General features: G+C 68.4%; 19 protein-coding genes and 1 pseudogene. 8 read left to right on the forward strand and 12 right to left on the reverse strand.

Going from position 1 to position 20,893, the window contains the following annotated elements; genetic code table 11:
* Positions 1–93 precede the first annotated feature (93 nt).
* Together ACFO60_RS15040 and ACFO60_RS15045 are read left to right on the forward strand one after the other, a co-directional pair.
* Complete coding sequence (locus tag ACFO60_RS15040; RefSeq protein ID WP_380840809.1) at positions 94–2,097, forward strand: RICIN domain-containing protein; 2,004 nt, start codon at positions 94–96, stop codon at positions 2,095–2,097.
* Positions 2,098–2,330: 233 nt separating this feature from the next.
* Positions 2,331–4,385, forward strand: coding sequence for a cellulose binding domain-containing protein (locus tag ACFO60_RS15045; RefSeq protein ID WP_380840810.1), 2,055 nt, complete (start codon positions 2,331–2,333; stop codon positions 4,383–4,385).
* A gap of 280 nt (positions 4,386–4,665) precedes the next feature.
* Here ACFO60_RS15045 and ACFO60_RS15050 read toward each other — a convergent pair whose 3' ends face one another.
* From ACFO60_RS15050 to ACFO60_RS15060, 3 genes are all read right to left on the reverse strand, one after another.
* Positions 4,666–5,016 carry a hypothetical protein gene (locus ACFO60_RS15050; protein WP_380840811.1) on the reverse strand — a complete coding sequence of 117 codons (351 nt, stop codon included), beginning with the start codon at positions 5,014–5,016 and terminating at the stop codon, positions 4,666–4,668.
* A 177-nt stretch (positions 5,017–5,193) separates the two neighbouring features.
* Positions 5,194–5,520, reverse strand: coding sequence for a transposase (locus ACFO60_RS15055; protein WP_380840913.1), 327 nt, complete (start codon positions 5,518–5,520; stop codon positions 5,194–5,196).
* 187 nt (positions 5,521–5,707) lie between these two features.
* A complete protein-coding gene (locus ACFO60_RS15060) occupies positions 5,708–6,508 on the reverse strand; it encodes a helix-turn-helix transcriptional regulator (RefSeq protein ID WP_380840812.1) in 801 nt (266 codons plus the stop codon).
* A gap of 120 nt (positions 6,509–6,628) precedes the next feature.
* Here ACFO60_RS15060 and ACFO60_RS15065 point away from each other — a divergent pair, with 120 nt between their 5' ends.
* From ACFO60_RS15065 to ACFO60_RS15085, 5 genes are all read left to right on the forward strand, one after another.
* The gene (locus ACFO60_RS15065) at positions 6,629–7,078 is read left to right on the forward strand and encodes a VOC family protein (protein ID WP_380840813.1); all 450 of its coding nucleotides are present in this window, start codon (positions 6,629–6,631) and stop codon (positions 7,076–7,078) included.
* Positions 7,079–7,111: 33 nt separating this feature from the next.
* Complete coding sequence (locus ACFO60_RS15070) at positions 7,112–7,405, forward strand: hypothetical protein (RefSeq protein ID WP_380840814.1); 294 nt, start codon at positions 7,112–7,114, stop codon at positions 7,403–7,405.
* Positions 7,406–7,607: 202 nt separating this feature from the next.
* Positions 7,608–7,760: a hypothetical protein gene (locus tag ACFO60_RS15075; RefSeq protein ID WP_380840815.1), complete on the forward strand. Its 153-nt coding sequence runs from the start codon at positions 7,608–7,610 to the stop codon at positions 7,758–7,760.
* A complete protein-coding gene (locus tag ACFO60_RS15080) occupies positions 7,757–8,095 on the forward strand; it encodes a substrate-binding domain-containing protein (protein WP_380840816.1) in 339 nt (112 codons plus the stop codon). The genes ACFO60_RS15075 and ACFO60_RS15080 overlap by 4 nt, the downstream gene beginning before the upstream one ends.
* The gene (locus ACFO60_RS15085) at positions 8,095–10,791 is read left to right on the forward strand and encodes a helix-turn-helix transcriptional regulator (RefSeq protein WP_380840817.1); all 2,697 of its coding nucleotides are present in this window, start codon (positions 8,095–8,097) and stop codon (positions 10,789–10,791) included. Before ACFO60_RS15080 ends, ACFO60_RS15085 begins: the two co-directional genes overlap by 1 nt.
* Before the next feature lie 60 nt (positions 10,792–10,851).
* On the opposite strand, the gene ACFO60_RS15090 is transcribed toward ACFO60_RS15085, so the two are convergent.
* The 4 genes and pseudogenes from ACFO60_RS15090 to ACFO60_RS15105 all read right to left on the reverse strand — a co-directional run bounded on the left by ACFO60_RS15090 (position 10,852) and on the right by ACFO60_RS15105 (position 13,880).
* Positions 10,852–11,487, reverse strand: a complete 636-nt coding sequence (locus ACFO60_RS15090; protein WP_380840819.1) for an SRPBCC family protein — start codon at positions 11,485–11,487, stop codon at positions 10,852–10,854.
* Between the two features lie 8 nt (positions 11,488–11,495).
* Positions 11,496–11,969, reverse strand: a complete 474-nt coding sequence (locus ACFO60_RS15095) for an SRPBCC family protein (RefSeq protein ID WP_380840820.1) — start codon at positions 11,967–11,969, stop codon at positions 11,496–11,498.
* A gap of 458 nt (positions 11,970–12,427) precedes the next feature.
* Positions 12,428–12,631, reverse strand: a pseudogene (locus ACFO60_RS15100) (transposase); the annotation flags it as partial.
* A 319-nt stretch (positions 12,632–12,950) separates the two neighbouring features.
* A complete protein-coding gene (locus ACFO60_RS15105; protein WP_380840821.1) occupies positions 12,951–13,880 on the reverse strand; it encodes an SDR family NAD(P)-dependent oxidoreductase in 930 nt (309 codons plus the stop codon).
* A gap of 74 nt (positions 13,881–13,954) precedes the next feature.
* Here ACFO60_RS15105 and ACFO60_RS15110 point away from each other — a divergent pair, with 74 nt between their 5' ends.
* Entirely contained in the window at positions 13,955–14,545 is a 591-nt protein-coding gene (locus ACFO60_RS15110) for a TetR/AcrR family transcriptional regulator (protein ID WP_380840823.1), read from the forward strand.
* Positions 14,546–14,733: 188 nt separating this feature from the next.
* On the opposite strand, the gene asnB is transcribed toward ACFO60_RS15110, so the two are convergent.
* From asnB to ACFO60_RS15135, 5 genes are all read right to left on the reverse strand, one after another.
* Positions 14,734–16,560 (reverse strand): asparagine synthase (glutamine-hydrolyzing), encoded by a 1,827-nt coding sequence (asnB, locus tag ACFO60_RS15115; protein WP_380840825.1) that lies wholly within the window; start codon positions 16,558–16,560, stop codon positions 14,734–14,736.
* Between the two features lie 81 nt (positions 16,561–16,641).
* Positions 16,642–17,847, reverse strand: coding sequence for an aminotransferase class I/II-fold pyridoxal phosphate-dependent enzyme (locus tag ACFO60_RS15120; RefSeq protein WP_380840826.1), 1,206 nt, complete (start codon positions 17,845–17,847; stop codon positions 16,642–16,644).
* A gap of 7 nt (positions 17,848–17,854) precedes the next feature.
* Positions 17,855–18,661 carry a 2,3,4,5-tetrahydropyridine-2,6-dicarboxylate N-succinyltransferase gene (locus ACFO60_RS15125; protein WP_380840828.1) on the reverse strand — a complete coding sequence of 269 codons (807 nt, stop codon included), beginning with the start codon at positions 18,659–18,661 and terminating at the stop codon, positions 17,855–17,857.
* A gap of 4 nt (positions 18,662–18,665) precedes the next feature.
* Positions 18,666–19,802 carry a diaminopimelate decarboxylase gene (locus tag ACFO60_RS15130; protein ID WP_380840829.1) on the reverse strand — a complete coding sequence of 379 codons (1,137 nt, stop codon included), beginning with the start codon at positions 19,800–19,802 and terminating at the stop codon, positions 18,666–18,668.
* 114 nt (positions 19,803–19,916) lie between these two features.
* Entirely contained in the window at positions 19,917–20,615 is a 699-nt protein-coding gene (locus ACFO60_RS15135; protein WP_380840831.1) for a methyltransferase domain-containing protein, read from the reverse strand.
* Positions 20,616–20,893: the final 278 nt, after the last annotated feature.

Genomic DNA, 20,893 nt, shown 5'->3' on the forward strand with positions numbered 1-20,893 from the left:
CGCGTGTCGAAGAAGGGACCACACATGTGGACTGCGAATCGGCGTACGTTCGCGCCGATGATGCGCACTCTTGTCAGAAGAACGCTCAGTGCGATGTCGGTTCTCGGCCTGGTCGCGGTCGCCTTGGCGCCGGCCGACGCCTCCTACGCCGCCACGGTCCAGGTCACGCCCGTGTCGGCGTCGGACTCCCCTGCGACGATCATCGCGAAGGCCGCTGATGTCGTGCCGGCGCCGCGCCAGCTCGCCTGGCAGCGGCTGGAGCAGTACAACTTCCTCCACTTCGGCATCAACACCTTCACCGGCAGAGAGTGGGGCACCGGCACCGAGGACCCGAACGCCTTTCAGCCCACGGGTTTGAACACCGACCAGTGGGCGGCCGCGATGAAGAACGCCGGGTTCAAGGGGGCCATCCTCACCGCCAAGCACCACGACGGTTTTCTGCTCTTCCCCTCCAAGTACAGCAACTTCGGCGTGGCGTCGTCCTCCTGGTCCGGCCGACAGGGTGATGTGGTCAAGAGCTTCACCGATTCCATGCACAAGTACGGGCTGAAGGCCGGGCTGTACGTGTCGCCCGCCGACCTGCACGAGAACCTGTCCGGCGGGCGGTTCGCCAATGGCAGCGCCGCCAAGCAGGTGACGATCCCTTCCGACTCCTCGGAGATCGTCAACGGAGTGACGTTCCGCTTCAACTCCGACGACTACAACGCCTATTTCGAAAACACCCTGTACGAACTGCTGACCCGCTACGGCGGCATCGACGAGTTGTGGTGGGACGGCGCCAACCCCACCGGCCGCAACCAGCCCTACAACTTCAAGGACTGGGCCACCATGGTCCGCACGCTGCAGCCGAACGCGGTCATGGAGAACGACGGCGGGCCGGACGTGCGCTGGGTCGGCAACGAGAACGGCTACGCGCGCACCTCGGAATGGTCGGTCGTGCCCGCCACCGGCGACGCCGCGACCGGCGCCGATTCGGTGCTGGGCGTGCCCGGCGGTAACGGCGCGAGCGATCTGGGCAGCGACAGCGTGCTGTCCCAGCGCAAGGCCGACGGGACCAGCGCGTGGAACATGCTGCGGTGGTTCCCTGGAGAGTGCAACGGAACCCTGTCAGCGCGCCACAACTGGTTCTGGCAACCCGGCGAGACCTGGAGACCCCCGAGCGAACTGCTCGAGATGTACTACGCATCGGTGGGACGCAACTGCAACATGCTGCTGAACCTTTCCCCGAATCGGCAAGGGCTGCTGGACCAGACGGCGGTGGACACCCTGACGCAGTTCGGCGCCATCGTGTCCTCGACCTTCGCCACCGATCTCGCGAGCGGCGCCGGCGCGGCCAACGACAGCGGCACCTCCAACAGCACCGGCCATACCCCGGACCTGGCGGTGGACGGCAACCTCGACAGCTCCTGGCAGCCGACCGGGACCACCGGCGCGCTGGCGCTGACCCTGCCCTCCTCGCGGACCTTCGATGTCATCTCCGCCCAGGAGGACCTGCGCATCGGCCAGCGCGCGAGGTCGTTCGCCGTCGACTCCTGGAACGGCACCGCCTGGACCCAGATAGCGGCCGATACCACGATCGGCCACAAGAAGCTGATCCGCCTGGCGTCCCCCGTCACCACCAGCCGGGTGCGGCTGCGCATCACCAGCTCCCGGGGCGCCCCGGCCATCGCCGAGTTCGGCCTGCATCTTCGGCCCGCCGGCGGCACATCGCCCAGTTCCACGATCCGGGGCGTGGCCTCGGGCCGATGCCTGGACGTCAACGGCAACTCCCAGACCAACGGCGTCCAGCTGCAGATCTGGGACTGCAACAGCGGCGCCAACCAGCAGTGGGCGGCCACCAACGCGAACGAGTTGCGGGTCTACGGCAACAAGTGCCTGGACGTCAACGGCGCCGGCGCCGCCGATGGCACGCCCGTGATCATCTGGGACTGCAACGGGCAGAACAACCAGAAGTGGCGTCTCAACTCCGACGGCACCATCACCGCCATCGGCGCCGGTAAATGCCTGGACGTCTCCGGCGCCAGTACCGCCAACGGCACCAAGGTACAGATCTGGTCGTGCACCGGCCAGAACAACCAGAAGTGGACACGACCCTGATCAGGTGACCGGCGGCTCTACCCGGTCACCGCGGCCGGGTAGGTTTCGCCGGTCATCGGCGGCACGCAGTCGCCGTCATCAACGTCTCCTGCGACGCGACGCCGGCCACCCACCTCGGGCGATGCCGCGTGTCACCGGACGCCCGGCATCGCCGGCACTCTCCCAACTCCAGGAAGCGAGAACCCGTGAGCCAGTCATCACTCCGCAGACACCGACGAGGGCGCGGAATCGCCGTGGGCGTCGCCGTGGCCCTCGCCGGCGCCGTCCTCGCGGTCCCCGGTACGGCGGCTCAGGCGGAGACCCCGGCCGTCAACGTCACCGTCAACGCCCGTGAAGGGCTCGGCACCGTGCCCGACACCGCGTACGGCCTCAACCAGGCCGTATGGGACGGGAACATGAACACCGAGGCATCAGCGGACCTCCTCGGCGCGGCCGGTGTGCAGATGATGCGCTATCCCGGTGGCTCCTACGGGGACGGCTTCCACTGGAAGACCAGCACCGTCTCGGGTGGCGGATACGTGGCGCCGGGAACCGACTTCGACTCCTTCATGGGCACGGTCAACGCCATCGGCGCGCAGGCGATACTCATCGCGAACTACGGTTCCGGCACGCCGCAGGAGGCCGCCGACTGGGTGAGGTACGCCAACCTCACCAAGGGCTACGGCGTGAAGTACTGGGAGATCGGCAACGAGGTCTTCGGCAACGGCTACTACGGCGCCGAATGGGAGCTCGACTACCACGACAGCAAAGGGCCGGCCGCCTACGCGAACAACCTCGTGCAGTACGCCCAGGCGATGAAGGCGGTCGATCCCACGATCAAGATCGGCGCGGTGGTCACCGACCCGGGCAACTGGCCCGACGGGGTCGTCCAGACCGGGGACAGCGCGGCGTGGAACCAGACGGTGCTGTCGATCGCGGGACCGTACATCGACTTCGCGATCGTGCACTACTACCCGAACCACACCACCGCCGCGGACGTCCTCCAGCAGGTGCGGCTGCTTCCCGGTGAGCTGGACCAGATCCGGCGGCAGATCAACCAGTACGCCGGCCCGAAGGGCCCGGACATCGGGATCGCGCTGACCGAGACCTCCTCCAACTACCAGTCGGACACGCAGGTGGGCGGGCTGTTCACCGCCGACGTCTACTTCACCGCGCTGGAGAACGGCGTCTTCACGGTGGACTACTGGGACACCCGCAACGGCATGGGCGAGATCAGCACCGCGCCCGACGGGACGACGTCGTACGGCGACGGGGGCCTGATATCGAGCGGCAACTGCAACAGCGACAACGTCTGCGAGCCGCCGCTGAACACGCCGTTCGCGCCCTACTACGCGTTGCAGATGCTCAGCAAGGTGGCGCTGCCCGGCGACACGCTGGTCAAGGCCGGCTCGGACAACGGGCTCATCTCCGTGCACGCGGCCCGCAACGCCGACGGCGGCCTCAGCGTCGAGCTGGTCAACCAGGACCCCGGCAACGCCTACACCGTGCACCTCGACTACGACGGCTGGACGCCGAGCGGCGCCACACCCACCGTCCACACCCTGGGCTCCGGGTACACCGCGATCGCCACCTCCAAGCAGGGCACCGCGAACACGCAGCTCATCCCGCCGTACTCGATCGTGACGCTCAAACTCACGCCGTCGTCCACCAACCCGGTCGACACCGCGCTGACGGCGCCCGGCGATCCGACCGCCGGCGACGTCACCGCGAACACCGCGACGATCTCCTGGCAGCGCTCCACCGGCGGCGAGGTCACCCGTTACGCCGTTTACCGGCAGTTCGGCACCAACAGTGTCCTGCTGGGCGAATCGACCTCGACCTCGTTCACCGCGCGGAACCTGGTCCCGGGCACGTCGTACACGCTCAACGTCCTCGCCACCGGCCAGAAGGGCCATCTCTCGATGCCCTCCAAGCCGGTCACCTTCGTGACGGGGACGCCGCGGAACAGCACCTGCGCCGTCACCTACAACGTCGCCACAGGCTGGGGCAGCGGTTTCGTGGCGAACATCAGCGTCACCAACACCGGGCCCGCCCCCATCACGGGATGGACACTGGCCTTCACCTTCCCAGCCACCACCGAGTCCCTCTCCGACAGCACATGGAACGCCGTCTTCGCCAAGAACGGCCAGAACGTGGTCGTCACCCCCGCCGGCTCGAACACCTATCTCGCCCCGAACGGCGGCAACACGGCCAGCTTCGGATTCGTCGGCAACCAGACCGGCGCCAACCCACCGCCCGCCTCGTTCACCCTGAACGGGACCGTCTGCACGACGACCTACTCCTCCTGAGGCGCACCGGGGGCGCGGCCGGACGGCGGCGCCCCCGACCGGACCGTGAGAGGGCGGAGGAAGACTCCGGCCGCGGTCGAGATGCGGCCTTCACCGAACCGGAGATCTTCACGCAGCTCTTTGCCCGTGGGGCTCTTTCGCGGGATTGGTCTGTGCGCGGTTCGTCGGCAGGACGTTATCCGCATTCTGGGTGACAACCGGGTGACAACGGGGGTGGGCGAGCCTGGAAAACGCCCCGCTCCTGATCACAGAAGCGGGGCGAGAGTGACAAACTGAGTGACTAAGGGTTCTCGGGCCTCGGGAAGATGCCATCCATGCCTGTCGCACCCTCCTGAAGGTTGTGTCCAGCTAACAGTGACCGTACAGACCCGATGGTCGCCGGCGTAGATGCCCACGTGTGACGGCGCTTGCCTTCCCTCGTCGGGTGCTCGGTGATGTCGGTGACCCACGGCTGGTTCGGACTGGATCGGGTGAACAGCCGGTCGACCATGTCGGTGGCGGTGGGCACCTGCGGGGTGGGACGACGGCGGCGATGGCCGGATAGCCCCTTGATGCCGGCACGGTGCATCAGCACGGCGACCGCGCCGTGCCCGACTGCGATGCCGCGGCCGAGGGTAAGTTCGGCGTACACCCGAACGACCGCCGTAGACGCCTCGGGAGGCGGCGTGAATCTCGTGGATCACCTCGGTCAGCCATGCATGGCGCACAGCGCGATCCGATAGTGGGCGGCTGCGCCAGGCATGGTAGCCCGACTCTGAGACACCCATCACCCGGCAGCAGACCTGGACAGGGAAGCCTTCGACGGCCATCATCGCGATGGCCTCGAACCGCCTTTTGGGGACACCGCCTCTCGCAGAAGCTCACTGGCCCGCCGGATCACCGCCAGCTCGGTCTCCAACTCGGCGATCCGTCGTCGAGCGGCGACCAACTCGACCTGGTCGGTGGACGTGATGCCCGGCTCCAGGCCTGCATCGATACGGTCTTGTCTGCGCCAGTTGTAGATCGCCTGGTCGCTGATCTGCAAGTCGGCGGCTACCTGCTGCACAGTCCGTCCGGCCTTGAGCAGGTCCAGGACCTTACGACGGAACTCGGGGGGGATAGCTCCTCGGCATGCTGACCTCTTCTGGGAGTCCAGGCATGCAAGTCAACCAAAGTGACTCCACGAAAGCCGGGGAACATCATTCAGAATCCCCGAAATCTCATCAGCTCTCGAAGAAGCCGGAGCGCCAGCCGATAAGCCCAGGTCATGGGGCTACGCAGGCCACAACAGCCCAACGAACTCAAGGGTTATTTCTTATTTGTCCAGTGCTGGCCTGGCCTCGTCAACCCAGGCGGTCCAGCTTTTCACGAGCGCCGGTGCCGGGCCGAGGCGTCAGGACCACGACGCGGAGATCGGCGTTCTGTGTGGTCAAGACGTTGGCGTCCAGGGGGATGGCGCCCACTACCGGATGTACGGCCGTCTTGTGGGCGCTCTCGTGGACGGCCACCGCGCGCAGCGCCCACAGGTGACGGAACCGATCGTTCCCGGCCAAGCGGGAGACCAGCGCCGCCACGTCGGGGTCGTTCGGATAGCGGGCGCTGGTGCTGCGCAGGTCGGCGACCAATGACTGCTCAAAGTACGCACGCTCGGTGTCGGTCTGGCGGACCCGGAGGTTTCGGGATTCGAACTGGATGATCAGGGCGTTGCGATCGTCGACGGTCGCGTCAGCGGGATCGCCGAAGACGGCCGCGAACAGCCGGTTCCAGTGCAGGAGCCGCCAGGCGGCGTCGTAGACGGCCACCGGGATGTCGCCGAGTTCGTCGATGACGCGGTGCAGGCTACCGGGGATCAGGCAGGGAATCCGGTCCGGGGCAGGGGCGAAGCCGGCAAGGCGCATCAGGTGCGCTTCCTCGTCGTCGGAGAGTCGTAACGCGCGAGCCAGGGAGGCGCAGACCTGCGCCGAGGGCGTGGCGGCCCGGCCCTGTTCAAGGCGCGCCACGTATTCGGGGGAGATGCCGGCCAGTGTCGCCAGCTCGCCGCGTCGCAGCCCTGCGACGCGGCGGTGGGATGCGGTCGTCAGACCGACGGCGGCCGGGTCTACGCGGTCCCGCCAGGCCCGCAGCGCGGCACCGAAGTCATTCATTACCACAGGATCCTCTACTGGTCAGCCGAATTGGGTGGTACAGGTCGTACGCGGCAGATCTGTGCCTTCCACCGTGCGGCCCTGCCTTTCATGATGGGGATCATGAGCAGAGTGACCAGAGTGAACCACATCGGGGTGCCGGTCAGCGATCTCGCGCGGTCGGTGAAATGGTACGAGGACGTTCTCGGCATCGCGCCGCACGGCGTGACGATCTCGGCCACGAACCCGGCGATCGGTGCGGTCGTCGAGCTGGAGAATCCGTCGATGCGGGCATCGTTCGCACTGGCCGGTGACAACGTCCTCCTGGAACTCATCCAGTACGACAACCCGCGGCCAAAGCCCTTCACCGGGCGCAACTGCGACGTCGGGGTCATGCACTTGTGTTTCGAGGTCGACGACCTCGACGCGGCGCACCGTGACCTGGTGGAGCGAGGCGTACACGTCAACGCCGATCCGGTCGTGCTACAGGACGGCGATGGCGTCGACGCGGGGACGCTGGCCGGAACGAAGATTCTTTACCTACGGGACCCCGACGGCATCCAGCTGGAACTGTTCGAGCTGCCCGACTAGAAACGTCGGGCGTTGATGAACGGGATCCTCATCGTGAACAGCGTAGCCGACGACCGCGTCATCACCGAGGCCTGGCGGACGCTGGCCTATGTCGTCTTCGCGGGAATCTGGATGATACTCTCCGTCGCGCCGCGCGGGCAGTGGGGCCTGTGGGAGCTGCTGCTCTTCCACAAGGGCGCAATCACCGTCTACTGCTTCGTCATGTGGGACAAGCCCGACGCGATGCGGACCGCGTTCATCGACCTCTTCGTCGTGGTGACGACCGCGGTGGCGTACGTGCTCTGCCGCAGCTGGACCAGCTGGCGGACCGCGGCCTCGGCCGGGTGAGGTGAGCCGATCGCATCACCGGTCGCGGGCTGAGCTTAAACTCCGTTTGTGGTCGAACCAGTCCGAACACCGCCACATGGGAAGGCATGCCGTGGTGACGTACCGATCACGACGATCGCCGAGTTCGCCGGCGTGTCGTCCCCCTGCGGTGTCCGAGGTGCTCGACGGCCGCGGCGGCGTAGGCCCATGGACCCGCCGGCGGGTGGCAGCCCTGCTCCGCGACCTCTCTGCGCGGGCGCGGCTCGACGGCTTCCGTGCTGCCATCGACAACGCCGGCGTTCCGTACGACGACGGTATGGAGCGCCGCTGCGTTCTCACCGTTGAGCAGGGCGTGAAACGGGGACCGACCTGTTGAGCCTGCCTGACCGTCTCACGGCGGCAGTGTGCAGCGACGATCTCCAGTCCCTCGGGGTAGGCGAAGCCGCTCGCCGGGCCGGTCTACGGATTCCGGACGCCCTGAGCGTGGTCGGATTCGACGATGTCGACCGGGCCGCATGGGGCGCGCCACTCCTGATCACGGTGCGACGGCAGTCCTCGGAGGCGGGCGCGACCGCCGCACAGCTCGCGCCTGCACTCGCCGCGGGCCGGCAACCGGCACAAGACCGGCACGAGCTCGAAACCACTCTCGTGGTGCGTGCGAGCACCACCCCGCCTCCGACGACCGTTCGTCCGGACACGCGCGGAAGCTGATGGCCGATATCAGGTCGGGGTGTTTCGTCGCCCGGAAGATGGAGCTGAGCGAGATCGCGGCGGTGACGGTGGCCGCGGCGGAAGGCCGTGGCGGCGCGCTGCTCGTCCTCGGCGAGGCGGGGATCGGCAAGTCGACGCTCATCGACGAGGCCGCTGCGCCGCTCGACGACTGGCAGGTGCTGCGCGCCGGTGGTGTCGAGTTCGAGAGCGAACTGCCCTATTCGGCCCTGCACCATCTGTGTATGCCGATCCTTGAACACCGCGCCTGCCTGCCCGCACCGCAGTGGCGCGCGCTCGACACGGTGTTCGGCCTCTATGCCGGGGTCACGCCGAGCCCGATGCTGGTCGGCCTGGCCGTCCTGGGCCTCCTGGGCGCCGCGGGCCAAGACCGGCCGGTGTTCTGCGCGATCGACGACGTGCAGTGGATCGACGCCGGATCGAGGCAGGTGCTGGCCTTCGTCGCGGCGCGCATCGCGTCGGAGCGGATCGCCATGGTGTTCGCCGCCCGTGACGTCGCTTCGGTCCCCGAGCTTGTCCGCGTGCCCGCACGCACTCTCGCCGGACTCACCGACTCCGAAGCCCTCACACTGCTGCGGTACCTGGCCCCGTTCGGCCATGACGCCTGGATCGTGCAACGGATCCTCGCCGAGGCGGCCGGCAACCCCCTCGCACTGATCGAGTTCGCCCGCGACGCCGGGCCTCTCGGCCTACCAGGGGATACGAAGCACCGTGCTGTGGAACAACGGTTCGCGCATCGATTCCTCCGGCTTCCCGCATCGACGCGCTCGGTGCTGGCGCTGGCCGCGGCGGAGCCGACGGGCGACCTCGCTCTGCTGCGGCGTGCCATGACACTTGAAGGGCTGAGCGGCGCGGATCTGGCCGCGGCCGAGGACAGCGGCCTGTTGCTGACAGGTCCACGGGTGCACTTCCGGCATCCGCTGGCGCGTTCCGCGGTGTACCGATCGACCGGTGCCGAGGCGCGACGGCAGGCGCACGCGGCGCTGGCCGCATGCACCGACGCCGACATCGATCCCGACCGCCGCGCATGGCACCGGGCGAACGCCATCGCCGGTCCTGACGAGAGGACCGCGACGGAACTGGAGCGTTCAGCGGACCGGGCGCAGCGACGCGGCGGGTTCGCGGCCGCGGCCGCGTTCTTCGAGCGCGCCGCACGGCTGACGCCGAGCGGTTCGCGGCAGGCACACCGGTTGTTGTCCGCGGCCCAGGCGCGGTTGAAATCGGGAGCACCCTCCGGCGCGCGGGAACTGGCGGATCGGGCTGAGCGTCATGGGCTGGATCCGGCCGGCCGTTCCGCGGCACGTCTGCTGCGCGCCATGATCGACTATCACGTCGAACGGAGTATTCCAGCGACGATCGCGCTCATCGACGCGGCCGACGGCATGGGGCCCGATGAAGCCGGCGAGACCTACCTGGAGGCGTTCGCGTCGCTGATGTTCAGCATCGACGAGCCTGGCAGACTGCGGCGGCTGGCCCTGCACATCCGCGAACGGGTACACCGGCGCAGGCCGCCACGTCCGGTCGACCTGCTGCTGGAGGCGTTGGTCGACCAAAACCTCCGCGCGGTGGACGAGGCGGTGCCCACGATGCGCCGTGCGGTCGACGCCTTTCAAGATCATGCCCGCATGCCCGATGCGGATCCGTGGTGGATGGAACGCGCCTGCGTGTTGAGCATCGACCTCTGTGACCGCGCCGCCATGGAGCAGATCGCCGATCGTCAGGTCGAACTGGCCCGGACGCAGGGCGCCTACGCGATACTGCCGCACGCACTGCGCTTCCAGGCGGTTGCCCGGACGATCGTGGGCCGCTTCGCCGACGCGCACGTCTGCATCGTCGAGGCGCGTGCGGTCGACGAGGCCGCGGGGACGTCCAATCTCGTCGGCTCCGACCTGATGCTCGCCGCGTTGAGCGGCGACGCCGAACGGTTCCGCGAGATACGAGAGATGCTGCACGGCCGGGTCGGAGTGGAGTTCACCCCGCTGCATTACGCGAGCGGTGTGCTGCACAACGGGAACGGCGACCATGAGGCCGCGCTTGAGGCGTTGCTGGTCGCGCAGGACCAGCACCGGCGCGGTTCTTACGTCGTCACCGCTTTCCACGGCGAACTGGTCGAAGCCGCCGCAGCCACCGGACGTCTCGAAGAAGCCAGAGACTCCGCCGAATGGATCGAGAGTCTCGCACGGGTCAATCCGAACGCCTGGACGACAGGTGCGCATCTGTTGGCCTGTGCGCTGCTCGACCCGGGGCTGGGCGCGCAGGACCTTTACCGTGAAGCGATCAGCCGGTTGGCCGGAAGTGGAATGCGGGTCCACTACGCGCGTGCCCGCCTGCTCCATGGGGAGTGGCTGCGACGGGTCGGCCGCCGTAGCGAAGCGCGGGTGGAACTCCGTGCCGCACACGATCTGCTGTCCACCATCGGCGCGCGTGGGTTCGTCGCCCGCGCCGCCCGCGAACTGGATGCCGTCGGCGAGCAGGTCCTGGCCGGCGACGCGGATTCGCCGGCTGGGCTGACCGCTCGGGAACTACTCGTCGCTCGCAAGGTCGCCTCCGGCGCGGGCACCAAGGAGGTCGCGGCCCTGCTGTTCGTCAGCCCGCGAACGATCGACGCCCATCTGCGCAACATCTACCGCAAGCTGGGCATCACCTCACGCCGCCAGTTGCGTGAGCTTTTCCGATGACGGTGCCGTTCCGATGGGGCCGGAAAGGCCCCGCCGGAGGAGACCGGCGGGGCCGCCGGGTTACATCGGTGCTGGATGACGGGTGCGCTTACCCTCCCGCTCGGCCACGGTCTTCAGCTCTGTCAGCCATGTTTCGAGACCCGCGCCGAGGGCCGTGGTGGAGAGACCGACGTCCTGCTCCACCTGGTCACCGCGCCACGTCTCCTCGGTCCGCACGACGACCCGGCCGCCTACCTCGGTGAAGGTCCACACGTGGACCCCCTTGTCGATTCTCAGCCCGGCACCGATCGCCGGTCCGTCCCACCGAAGACACTTCTGATGCCGCAGCTGCCGGACGGTGGAGGTGACCTCGAGGGTCGTGGCGGGGTTCACCTCGGTCTCGGGTACCGGCGTCGTCCATCGAAACGACGAACCGGGACGTAATGGGCCACGATCGAGTCGCTTGCTGGAGAGGACCGGCTTCTGCCACGACGGCCAGCGTTCCACGTCGGTCTGAAGCCTCCAGACGGTACGCAGCGGAGCGGCGATCACCGTCTCCGTCCGGTAGCGGATCTTCGCCGAGGTGTCGACGGTCTTTCCCGCGCATCGCACCACCGTGCGGTCGAAGCCGCCGACGCGCGTGGCCTCGGCCCGAGCCGGTGCGCCCGTAACGCCCATCAGACCGCCGACGACGACTATCGCCGTGACGGCGCCCACACGGTTCTTCATGAGGCGGTCGCCGCCTCAGCCGTGGTCTTGAGCCGACGCAGCCACATGGCGAGCGTCGTGTCGAGACCTGCCTGGAAGGTTGCGGGGTCGGCATCGACAGGCGGCCCGGCGAAGGACTCCTCGGTGGACACCTCGACGCCGTCGCCGGCCGGGGTGAGAGCCCAGACGTGAACGCCGAGGACGCCGTCCGGCCCGCCACCGTATCCCCGCCACACCAGGCGTTCCTGCGGCCACACCTGTACGAACGTCGACTCGATCTCCATTCCCGCGGCGGACCAGCGGAACACCGAGCCCGACGCAAGCGGACCGGGCGTTTCGATACGCGCGTACGGAATCTCCGGCAGCCACGTCGTCCACGTGTCGATGTCGGTGAGAATGCGCCAGACGGTGTCTGCCGACGCGGCCACCGTGACGCTGTGGCGGCTGACCACCGGGGCCGACTCGTCGATGCCGGCCTCGTCGGCGTCCATAACGTTCTCCATCGTGATGTTCTCTTTTCGGTCAGTGACGATCAGAAACACCGGACATGAGCGAGCCGTTACAACCACACCCGGCAGATGCGATTGTGCCAAGGTGCCAATGTCCGCACATCGGCGAGAATTACCTACTCCGCGGTCGGTGCGGTCGGCGATCGCACTCATGCGGCAGCGGCCGCCGACCGGATGTGCCGGCTCGCCGCGGCCCGCCGTCTCCTGAAAGAAGACCAGGTTCCACTGTCACCTGCCGTCATGCAGTCGCCGGCCGAACTCGTCCGGCCGGACCCCGGCGCCGAGTCGTTTCCCGCCCTGGCTAGGACAGTTTCACTTGGCCCCACTTGACGGCTTAGGTTCTAGAGCTCGTCGCAACACCCGGACCCTGGAATGTCGCAATGACCAGGCCGTCTCGTCGGGGCGGATTCCAGCGATCTTCGCAACAGGGGTCCTTCGACTGTTGCGACGGGCTCAGCGAAGAGTTCGGCAGGGGTCTGCCAGCCGAGGATCTTGCGGGGACGAGTGTTGAGTCCGGCCGCGACGGCGTCGAGTTGTTCGGCGGTGTATGCGGACAGGTCGGTGTACTTCGGGAAGTACTGGCGGAGCAGGCCGTTCGTGTTCTCGTTCGAGCCGCGTTGCCAGAGGCTGGCCGGTTCGCAGAAGGTGGTAAATGCCTCGAACACGCTGATCTCGAACAGCGACAGCGCGCTGTCGGTCCTGTCATCCGACTGGGCGGAGTACAACGTCTCGGCGATCGCGCCGACCAGCGCGGCCACCGCGCAGGTCTCGCTGGTCACTCCGGCCGGCCAGTCCTTTGTGTATGTCTCCGACAGCCTGCAGTTCACCACGTTGGACAACACCCAGACGGCCGACGGATGCCGACTGGTCGGCGGCCTGCCCATCTCCTGACCGCCATGCCCGCCCGCCACAGACGCCTCCCGCGGGCGGGCGAGTCAGCCTGGATCGGATCGCCCCGTTCGGTCAGGCGAAGATGGTGTCGGACTCGCGCAGGCCGGTCATGTCCATGCTGGCCTGCCAGAGTTCCCGGGCGTTGTCGCGGTCGCGCGAGAGGGGAGAGGACGGCGCCTGCGCTCCTCGGTCGATGTAAGTGCCGGTCGTGGTGGTCAGGGCGGGGTCGGTGATGAGCTTGGCGAGCGCGGCGCCGGATGCCGTGGAGGTGCTCTGCTTCCCGATGAGCTTGCCCATGATCGTGCCGATGACGTGCGTCGCGCCGCGCACCAGGGCGTTTCCGGTGGGCGCGGCGAATCCGGTGTCGGGCATGGCGCCGGGGTTGAAGGCGTTGACGGTGATGTGCCGGTCGGTCTGGTCGGCCAGCAGCCTGGCCATCTCGTATGTGCAGTAGAGGTTGCACAGCTTCGACGTGCAGTACGCCTGCATTCCCGGGCCTCGGCCGGCGGCGATCGCTGCCGCGTCGCGGTAGGTCACCTTCACGGGGAAGAAGGCCGGCGGGTCGTGCAGGTCGCTGGTGACGAAGACGATGCGGCCGCTGTCGCCCATCTGGTTCAGCAGGAGGTTGGTCAGCAGGAAGTGCCCCAGGTGGTTGACGGCGAAGATCGTCTCGAAGCCGTCGGCGGTGCGTGGCATGCCGGGCGTGCCGCCTGCGCTGATGCCGGCGTTGCAGACCACACCGTGCAGTGGCGGCAAGGCCGCGTGCGAGTAGGTGACGTGGAAGGCGCGCACCGAGGCCAATGAGGCCAGGTCCAGTTCCATGACCGAGATGTTCGAGTTGTTGGTCTCCACCCGCAGCGCCTTGGCCGCCGCCTCGCCTCGCGCCAGGCTCCGGCAGGCGAGCACCACGTGGTAGCCCGGATCGCTGAGGGCGACGTTCTTCGCGCATTGGTATCCCAGACCGGCGTTGCCGCCGGTGATGATGACGGTCTTGTCGCCCATGACGTCTCCTGACCTACGATGGACGAAACGGATCGCATTCCGTTTCATTCCAGCATAAGAGGAGTGCGTTCCACTTGTCTACTGAGTCCCATCCGGACCGCCGCGAGCGGGCCGACCGCAGGCGCAATCGTGAGCTGATCGTTGCTGCGGCCAGAGAGGCTTTCGCCCGTGCCGACATCGAGGGCGAGACCCTTTCGATGAACCAGGTCGCCCGTGAGGCCGGTGTCGGCGTCGCCACGCTCTACCGGCACTTCCCCACCCGAGACGAGCTTGCGCTGGCCGTCTACCAGAGCAAACTCGACGAGGTCACCGCGCGCGTGCGCTCGCGCACCCAGGACCGGAACGCCCATGCGTCGTTCCGGTTCTGGGTGGCGGAGTTCGCCTCGTTCATGCTCGCCACTCGCGGGATGATGGACACGCTGCGCGCCGCCGGCCAGTCCGCGACCCCGTTCGCCTCGCCGGGCTCCGATGGTGTCGCCGAGGTGGTCGCCGCATTCCTCGCGGCCGGCGCGGCAGACGGCAGCATGCGCGAGGACCTCGACGCCATGGACACGACCGTCGCGATCTGCGCCCTCCTCGCCACCACCGGGGCAGACGACTCCGGAGCACGGGCCAGGAGACTCCTGGACCTGTTCATCGACAGCCTCGCAGCCCGAGCCGAGTGAAACGAGGTCAACCACCCGCCCCGGACCGCTCGCCATGATGGACCGCGCCGCTGTCCTCCAGGCCGGCCCGCCATCCAACCGCCCTCCCACCTCCGGCGTTCATAGGGGGTTGATCTGACGGCTCTGCGGCGTCAGGGGCCTGGTTCGACGTCGCTCGATCGACGCGTCAGGTCTCGCGCGGTAGCGGGTCAGGACAGGGTCACCTGGTGGTCGCGCATCCAGGCGTCGAGTTCGACGAGCTGGACGAGGAGTTGTGCGGCGCTGGCGCCGCCGGGGAGTTGTGCGTTCAGCTGGTCGGTGTCGATCTGGCGGAGGAGGTCGTTGAGGCGGGGGGTGTCGAACATTCCGTGCAGGGGGGAGTCGCCTGCGTTCGTTATGCGCATCGCCTCGTGCACCAGGGCCTTTTCGTGGGACGGGTTCTGGACGTGGGGGTAGGCGCTCTTCTGGCGGTTCAGTGTGGTGGGCGGGAGGATGTCGGCCATCGCCTGCTTGAGGAGGCTTTTCAGGCCGTTGGCGCATTTCATGGACCAGGGGACGTTCCATACGTACTGGACCAGGCGGTGGTCGCAGAACGGCAGGCGCACGTGGAGGCCTTGTGCGGCGCTCATGCGTTCCTTGCGGTCCAGGACCACGGCCAGTGGGCCGGCCATTCCCAGGTACAGGACTTCGCGCATGCGCGCGTCCAGGCCCTGTTCGCCCGGCAGGCTCGGCACTTCGCTGAGGAGCTGTGCGTAGCGGGCCTTCTCGTCGCCGTCCTGGCTGAGGTCCGGGGTCAGGTAGTCGGCGAGTCTGGGGCCGTCGCCGAGCCAGGGGAAGGTGTCGCGGCGGATCAGGTCGGGTTTGAAGAGGTAGGGGTATCCGCCGAAGAACTCGTCGGCGGCCTCACCGGACATGGCCACTGTGGTGTCCTGGCGCATTCGCTGGAACAGCAGGTACATCGACGCGTCGAACTGGCCCCAGCCGGGGAGGTCACGTGCGCGGCGGGTCGCCGGGATCACGTCGAGCAGGTCCCGCATCGTCGCGGTGAGAGTGGTGTGCCTGCTTCCCATGTGTTCCGCGGCGGCGGCGGCGTACGGGCTGTCCACGTCGGGTCGTAGTTCGGTCGGCGCGAAGTGGGCCTTGTCGCTGTCGAAGTCGACGCAGTACGTGTCGAGGGGGTACGGCAGGGAGCGGGCCGCCAGTGCGGCGACCGAGGTCGAGTCGACGCCGCCGGACAGCATCGCGGCGCAGGGGCCGGAGGCGGGGAGCTGCGTCGCCACGGCTTCGTGGAGAAGTTCCCTTACGTGTTCGGCGGTCTCGGCGGGGGTGTGGGGGTGTGGTTCGCTCGTCAGGCGCCAGTAGGCGCGCGAGACCGGGCCGTGGCCGGGGGTGGAGGTGATGACGTGCGCGGGTTTCACCTCGTGTACGCCGGCGAGCGGTGTCTCACCGGCGAGTGTGAGGCGCGGCTGGAGCACGATCGTCATCAGGGAGCGGTCGAGGCGCGGGGTGAAGAGCGGGTTCGCCATGATCGCTTTGGGGAGGGAGGCGAACAGGATCCCGCCGGGGTAGGGGTGGTAGTACAGCGGCTTCAGGCCCATGTGGTCCCGTGCCAGCAGCAGTCGCCGGTCGCGCGCGTCCCAGACGGCGATCGCGAACGCGCCGACGAGGCGGGTGACGAAGTCCGCGCCGTGCGTCAGGTAGGCCCGCAGCAGCACGTCGGTGTCGGTGGCGGCGGGGGACAGGTTCAGGGACCGGCGGACGGCGGCCAGGTTGTAGATCGCGCCGTCGTACACGAGCGCGACGGGCCCCTCGTCCGAGGACGGGCCGCCGCGCGCGGGGAACAGCGCCGGTTGAGGGCCTTCGGTGGTGCCGGGGGTGGTGAGCTTGCGGTGGCCGAGCGCCGCGTGCCGGGTGATGTGGACCGCGCCCGCGTCGGGGCCGCGGTCGCGCATCGTGTCCGTCATGGCGTGCACGATGTGCGCCTGCTCCGTCAGGTCGCGTCCGAAGTCGATCCATCCGATGAGACCGCCGCTCATCTGGTCAGCTCCCCTGTGGTCGTTGGTGGTCAAGGCTTCATGGGAATCCGGCGTACGCGGGTCAGTGCCGGAGACCGCCGTTCATCTGGCCGTCTTCTCTGGAGGCGTGAGGGGTCCGAGCCTGGTGAGCACCCGGCGCACGCGGGTCAGTGCCTCGCGGGTGCGGTCCTGCGGGTGGACGAGCGCGATGCGCAGGTGGCCCGCGCCGGGGTTGGTGCCGCAGTCGGTGGCCGTGCCGAGGTAGCGGCCCGGCATCACCGTCACGGCCTCTTCGCGCCACAGCCGGCGCGCGGCCTCCTCGTCGTCGGGTACGGGGAACCAGAGGAAGAATCCCGCCTCGGCCCGCTGGTAACCGGGCAGATCGCCGAGCAGTTCGTCCGCGGTGTCCCAGTTGGCGCTCACCGCGGACCGCAGGTGTGCGACGTGCGCGTCGTCGGCCCACAGGCGTGTCGCCACCGCGCACACCGGCGCCGCCTGGGAGACGCCGCAGGCGCGGTTGCGGTTCGCGTACGCCGCCACGCTCGCCGGGTCACCGATCACGAAACCGGACCGCAGGCCCGGCATCCCGGACCGTTTGGACAGGGTGTGCAGGACCAGGAAGCGTCCCGTTTCACTGATCGTGCCGGACGTCAGGAACCCGTCGTGCGCGGACGCGGCGTGGACGAGGTCGATGTAGCACTCGTCGACGACGAGCAGCGCGCCGGCCGCGCGCGCCGCCGCGCTGATGGCGCGCACTGTGGCAGGGGTGTGCGTCTCACCGCGGGGGTTTCCCGGTGAGCAGACGACGACCGCGGCGACACCGCGGTGAGCGGCCACGGCGGCGGGGACCTCCGGCGCGTGGCCGTAGAGGATCGCGCGGCCTCCCGCGGCCTCCACCGCCGCGTGGTACGTGGGATAGAAGGGGTTCGGCAGGACGACCGCCGGAGCGCGCGGGTGGACGGCGAGGGTGATGGCGGCCGTGACGGCTTGCTTCGTGCCGGGGGTCGGCTCGATGGCGAGCGATCCTTCGTCAACGGCGGCGCGCAGGTGGGGGCCGAAGCGGCGTTCCAGCCAGCCCGTGTAGGCGGCGCGGAGCTCAGGTGTGCCGCCGAGCGGCGGGTAGCGCGTCCAGCCGTCCACCTCACCGAGGAGACGGCCGTCCACCGGCGGCGTGACGAGGCGGGCCTCGCCGAGCTGGAGGGGGATCGTGGCGACGCCAGGGGGTGCGGGGATTCCCGCCAGGAGCGCGCGCAGCCGGTCGAACGCGCTCGGTGCCGGCGTCGGTCGCGTTGGTCGCGTCGATGGCATCGACGGGTCAGTCGCGAACGAGGTCGTTCAGGGCCGTCTTGCCGCGGGTGCGTTCGTCGGCGTACTTGACGATGATCGCCGCGGAGATCGAGATGTCGGGATTGTTCGCGTCGACACGGGAGCCCGGGACGACGACGGCGTTCTCGGGGACCTCGCCGTAGGCGACCTTTCCTGTGGCGCGGTCGACGATGGGGGTGGACCTGCCGAGGAACACCCCCATGCCGAGCACGGCGCCACGCCTCACGACCACTCCTTCGGCGATCTCCGAGCGCGCGCCGACGAAGACGTCGTCCTCGACGATCACCGGCTGCTCACCGAGGGGTTCCAGGACGCCGCCGATGCCGGCCCCGCCGGAGATGTGGCAGCGCGCACCGACCTGCGCGCAGGAGCCGACGGTGGCCCAGGTGTCGATCATCGTGCCGGGGCCGATGTAGGCGCCGACGTTGACGAAGCACGGCATCAGCACGACTCCGGGCGCCACGTACGCGCCGTGGCGGACGACGCCGCCGGGGACCACACGCAGGCGCGCCTCGCGGAAGGCGGCGTCGTCCCAGTCCTCGAACTTGAGCGCGATCTTGTCGAAGCTCTTCGGCCGTCGCGGGCCGCCGGCGCCGACCTCGTTCCGGCGGGTCAGGAACGACAGCAGGATGACCTTCTTCACGAAGGTGTCGACCACCCACTCCGGCCCCTCCGGCCGCGCCGCGCGCAGCTCTCCGCGGTCGAGGGCCTCAAGGCCGGCGGTGACGTGAGGTGCGAGGGCCGCGAGGTCGTCCTCGGACAACGACTCCCGGCGCTCGAAGGCGGTCTCGACCATGCTCCTATCCAAGATCGAACTCCCAGCGGACGGTCGCCATGTAGTCCTCGTAGGTCTCGGCACGCCGGATCTCCACCACGTCGCCGGCGTCGGTGAGCATCAGCTCGGCGGGTCGCAGGCGGCCGTTGTAGGTGAAGCCCATGGCGTGGCCGTGGGCTCCGGTGTCATGGATGAGCGCGATGTCGCCGTCGCGTGGCTCCGGCAGCTCCCGGTCGACGGCGAACTTGTCCATGTTCTCGCAGAGCGCGCCGACGACGTCGAACCTGCCGACGGGCCGTCCCTCGGCGTAGGGGAGGGAGACGTGGTGGTACGCGCCGTACATGGCGGGCCGCATCAGCGACGACATCGACGCGTCCACGCCGGCGATCTCGTGGCCTTTGCGGCAGCGGTTGATGACGCGTGTGACGAGGACGCCGTGCGGGCCGGTCACGTACCGGCCGATCTCGGTGATGACGCGCGGCCCGTCGACGCCGAAGAACTTCTCCCGCGCCGCGAGGATCTCGTCCGCGTAGGCGGTGATGTCGATGGGTTTGTCGTCCAGGCGGTAAGGGATGCCGAGACCGCCGCCGACGTTCACGTACTCCAGCTCGATCCCGGCCTCCTCGGCGACACGCGCGCCGAGCCGGATGACGTCGGCGGCGGCCTGCGCGGCGCGGCCGGTGTCGAGCTCGTTGGCGCACGTCATGCCGTGGATGCCGAACCGCCGCGCGCCTCGGGCCGCCGCGTCCGCGTACGCGCCGGCGAGCTCGCCGGCGGGGACGCCGAACTTGCTGTGCGCCGCGTCACCCATGAGCGTGGAACCGGCGGCGAGACCGTTGGGGGAGACGCGAAAGGCGACGACCTCGGGAAGCTCGTCGACTTTCTCCGCGAACGACCTGTCGTCGAACGTTATCAGCGCGCCGGCGTCGCGTGCCGCCCGGTATTCGGACAGCGCGGTGTTGTTGGAGGTGAAAACGACGTCGCCGCTCCGCGCGCCGACCGCCTCCGCGAGACGCAGTTCCACCGGAGAAGAACAGTCGAAACCGCTTCCCGCGGCGCGCAGCAACGCGAGGACGGCCGGGTTGGGCAAGGCCTTCACCGCGAAATACTGCCGGTAGGGGATTTCACTGAACGCGCGGGCCAGCGCCTTGTGCGTTGACACGATTCCGCGCGCGTCGTAAATGTGGAACGGTGTGCCGTGATTCGCGACCATCTCGGGAAGCCGCGGCAGCAGTCGCTCCGCGAATTCAGCCGGCATTGGCAAGGCGGGATCCGATCATCCTGGTACGAGCGCGACGCATATCGTGCGGTTGCGCATGCCGCTCACCGGCCGCTGGTAAGGAAAGTAGTAGCTTTCTTCCGGTTCGAACCCGAAAGACGCCAGGCTCTTGTGCAGATAGTCCCTCGCGATGAACCAGAACCCGTCCACGTGCTCGTGCGGCGCGAAGTCGGCCTTGCCGTCGCGCGGAGCGTCGTTGGACAGGATCAGGTGGGTCCCCGGCCGCAGGGCCAGGTCGCGGAGTTTGCCGAGCGCGGGGGCCAGTTCCTCGGTGGCGTCGAAGAGGTGGCCGAGCAGGCCGTCGGCGTAGACGGCCGACACGTCCGCGGCGTCCTCCGGACGCAGCTCGAAGAAGTCGACGGTGCGCGCGTCGACGCCCTTCTTCCTGGTCAGCTCGACGGCTTCGGCGTTGCAGTCGATGGCGCGCATGTCGCGGCCGTGCGAGACCAGGTCGGCTTCGACGAAGCCGTTGCCGCAGCCGAGCGACAGCACCGTCGCCTCAGGCGCGGTCAGCATGCGGATCTTGAGAGTGATGTGCGATCGGTACTCGGGGACGTAGGTCGACGGGGTGACGGAGTCGTTGAAGGCGTCGCCGTTCTCCCAGATGTCGTAGATGCTCTTCGGAGCGGAGCCGACGGAGCGTGGCAGACAATAATAGTCGCGAATGCGAGCGAGCTCCGGTTTGGATCGCGGCACCCTGTCCCTCCCTGGTCTAACCGGTGTCTAAACCATGCCAGTGGGATGGATTTCTCGCCTTTGAGTTTTCCAGCCATCGAACACGCGGCAAGAGCGTAACACGCGGCCCGCGGCCGGCAAAGGGTCGAGTCAATTGCTGGACCGACCGAAATCGCAGTATGGGTCGCTCGTATAGGAGTGAGGAGTTCGTAACATGTAAACCACCTAGTCGGTGCTGGTGTGCGAGTTTCGGTGCGCCACTTATCGCGGTCGGATGTGGGGCCGATTCCGGTTGGTGA

It is taken from the genome of Sphaerisporangium dianthi (genome assembly GCF_042654065.1).
Taxonomy (GTDB): Bacteria; Actinomycetota; Actinomycetes; order Streptosporangiales; family Streptosporangiaceae; genus Sphaerisporangium; species Sphaerisporangium dianthi.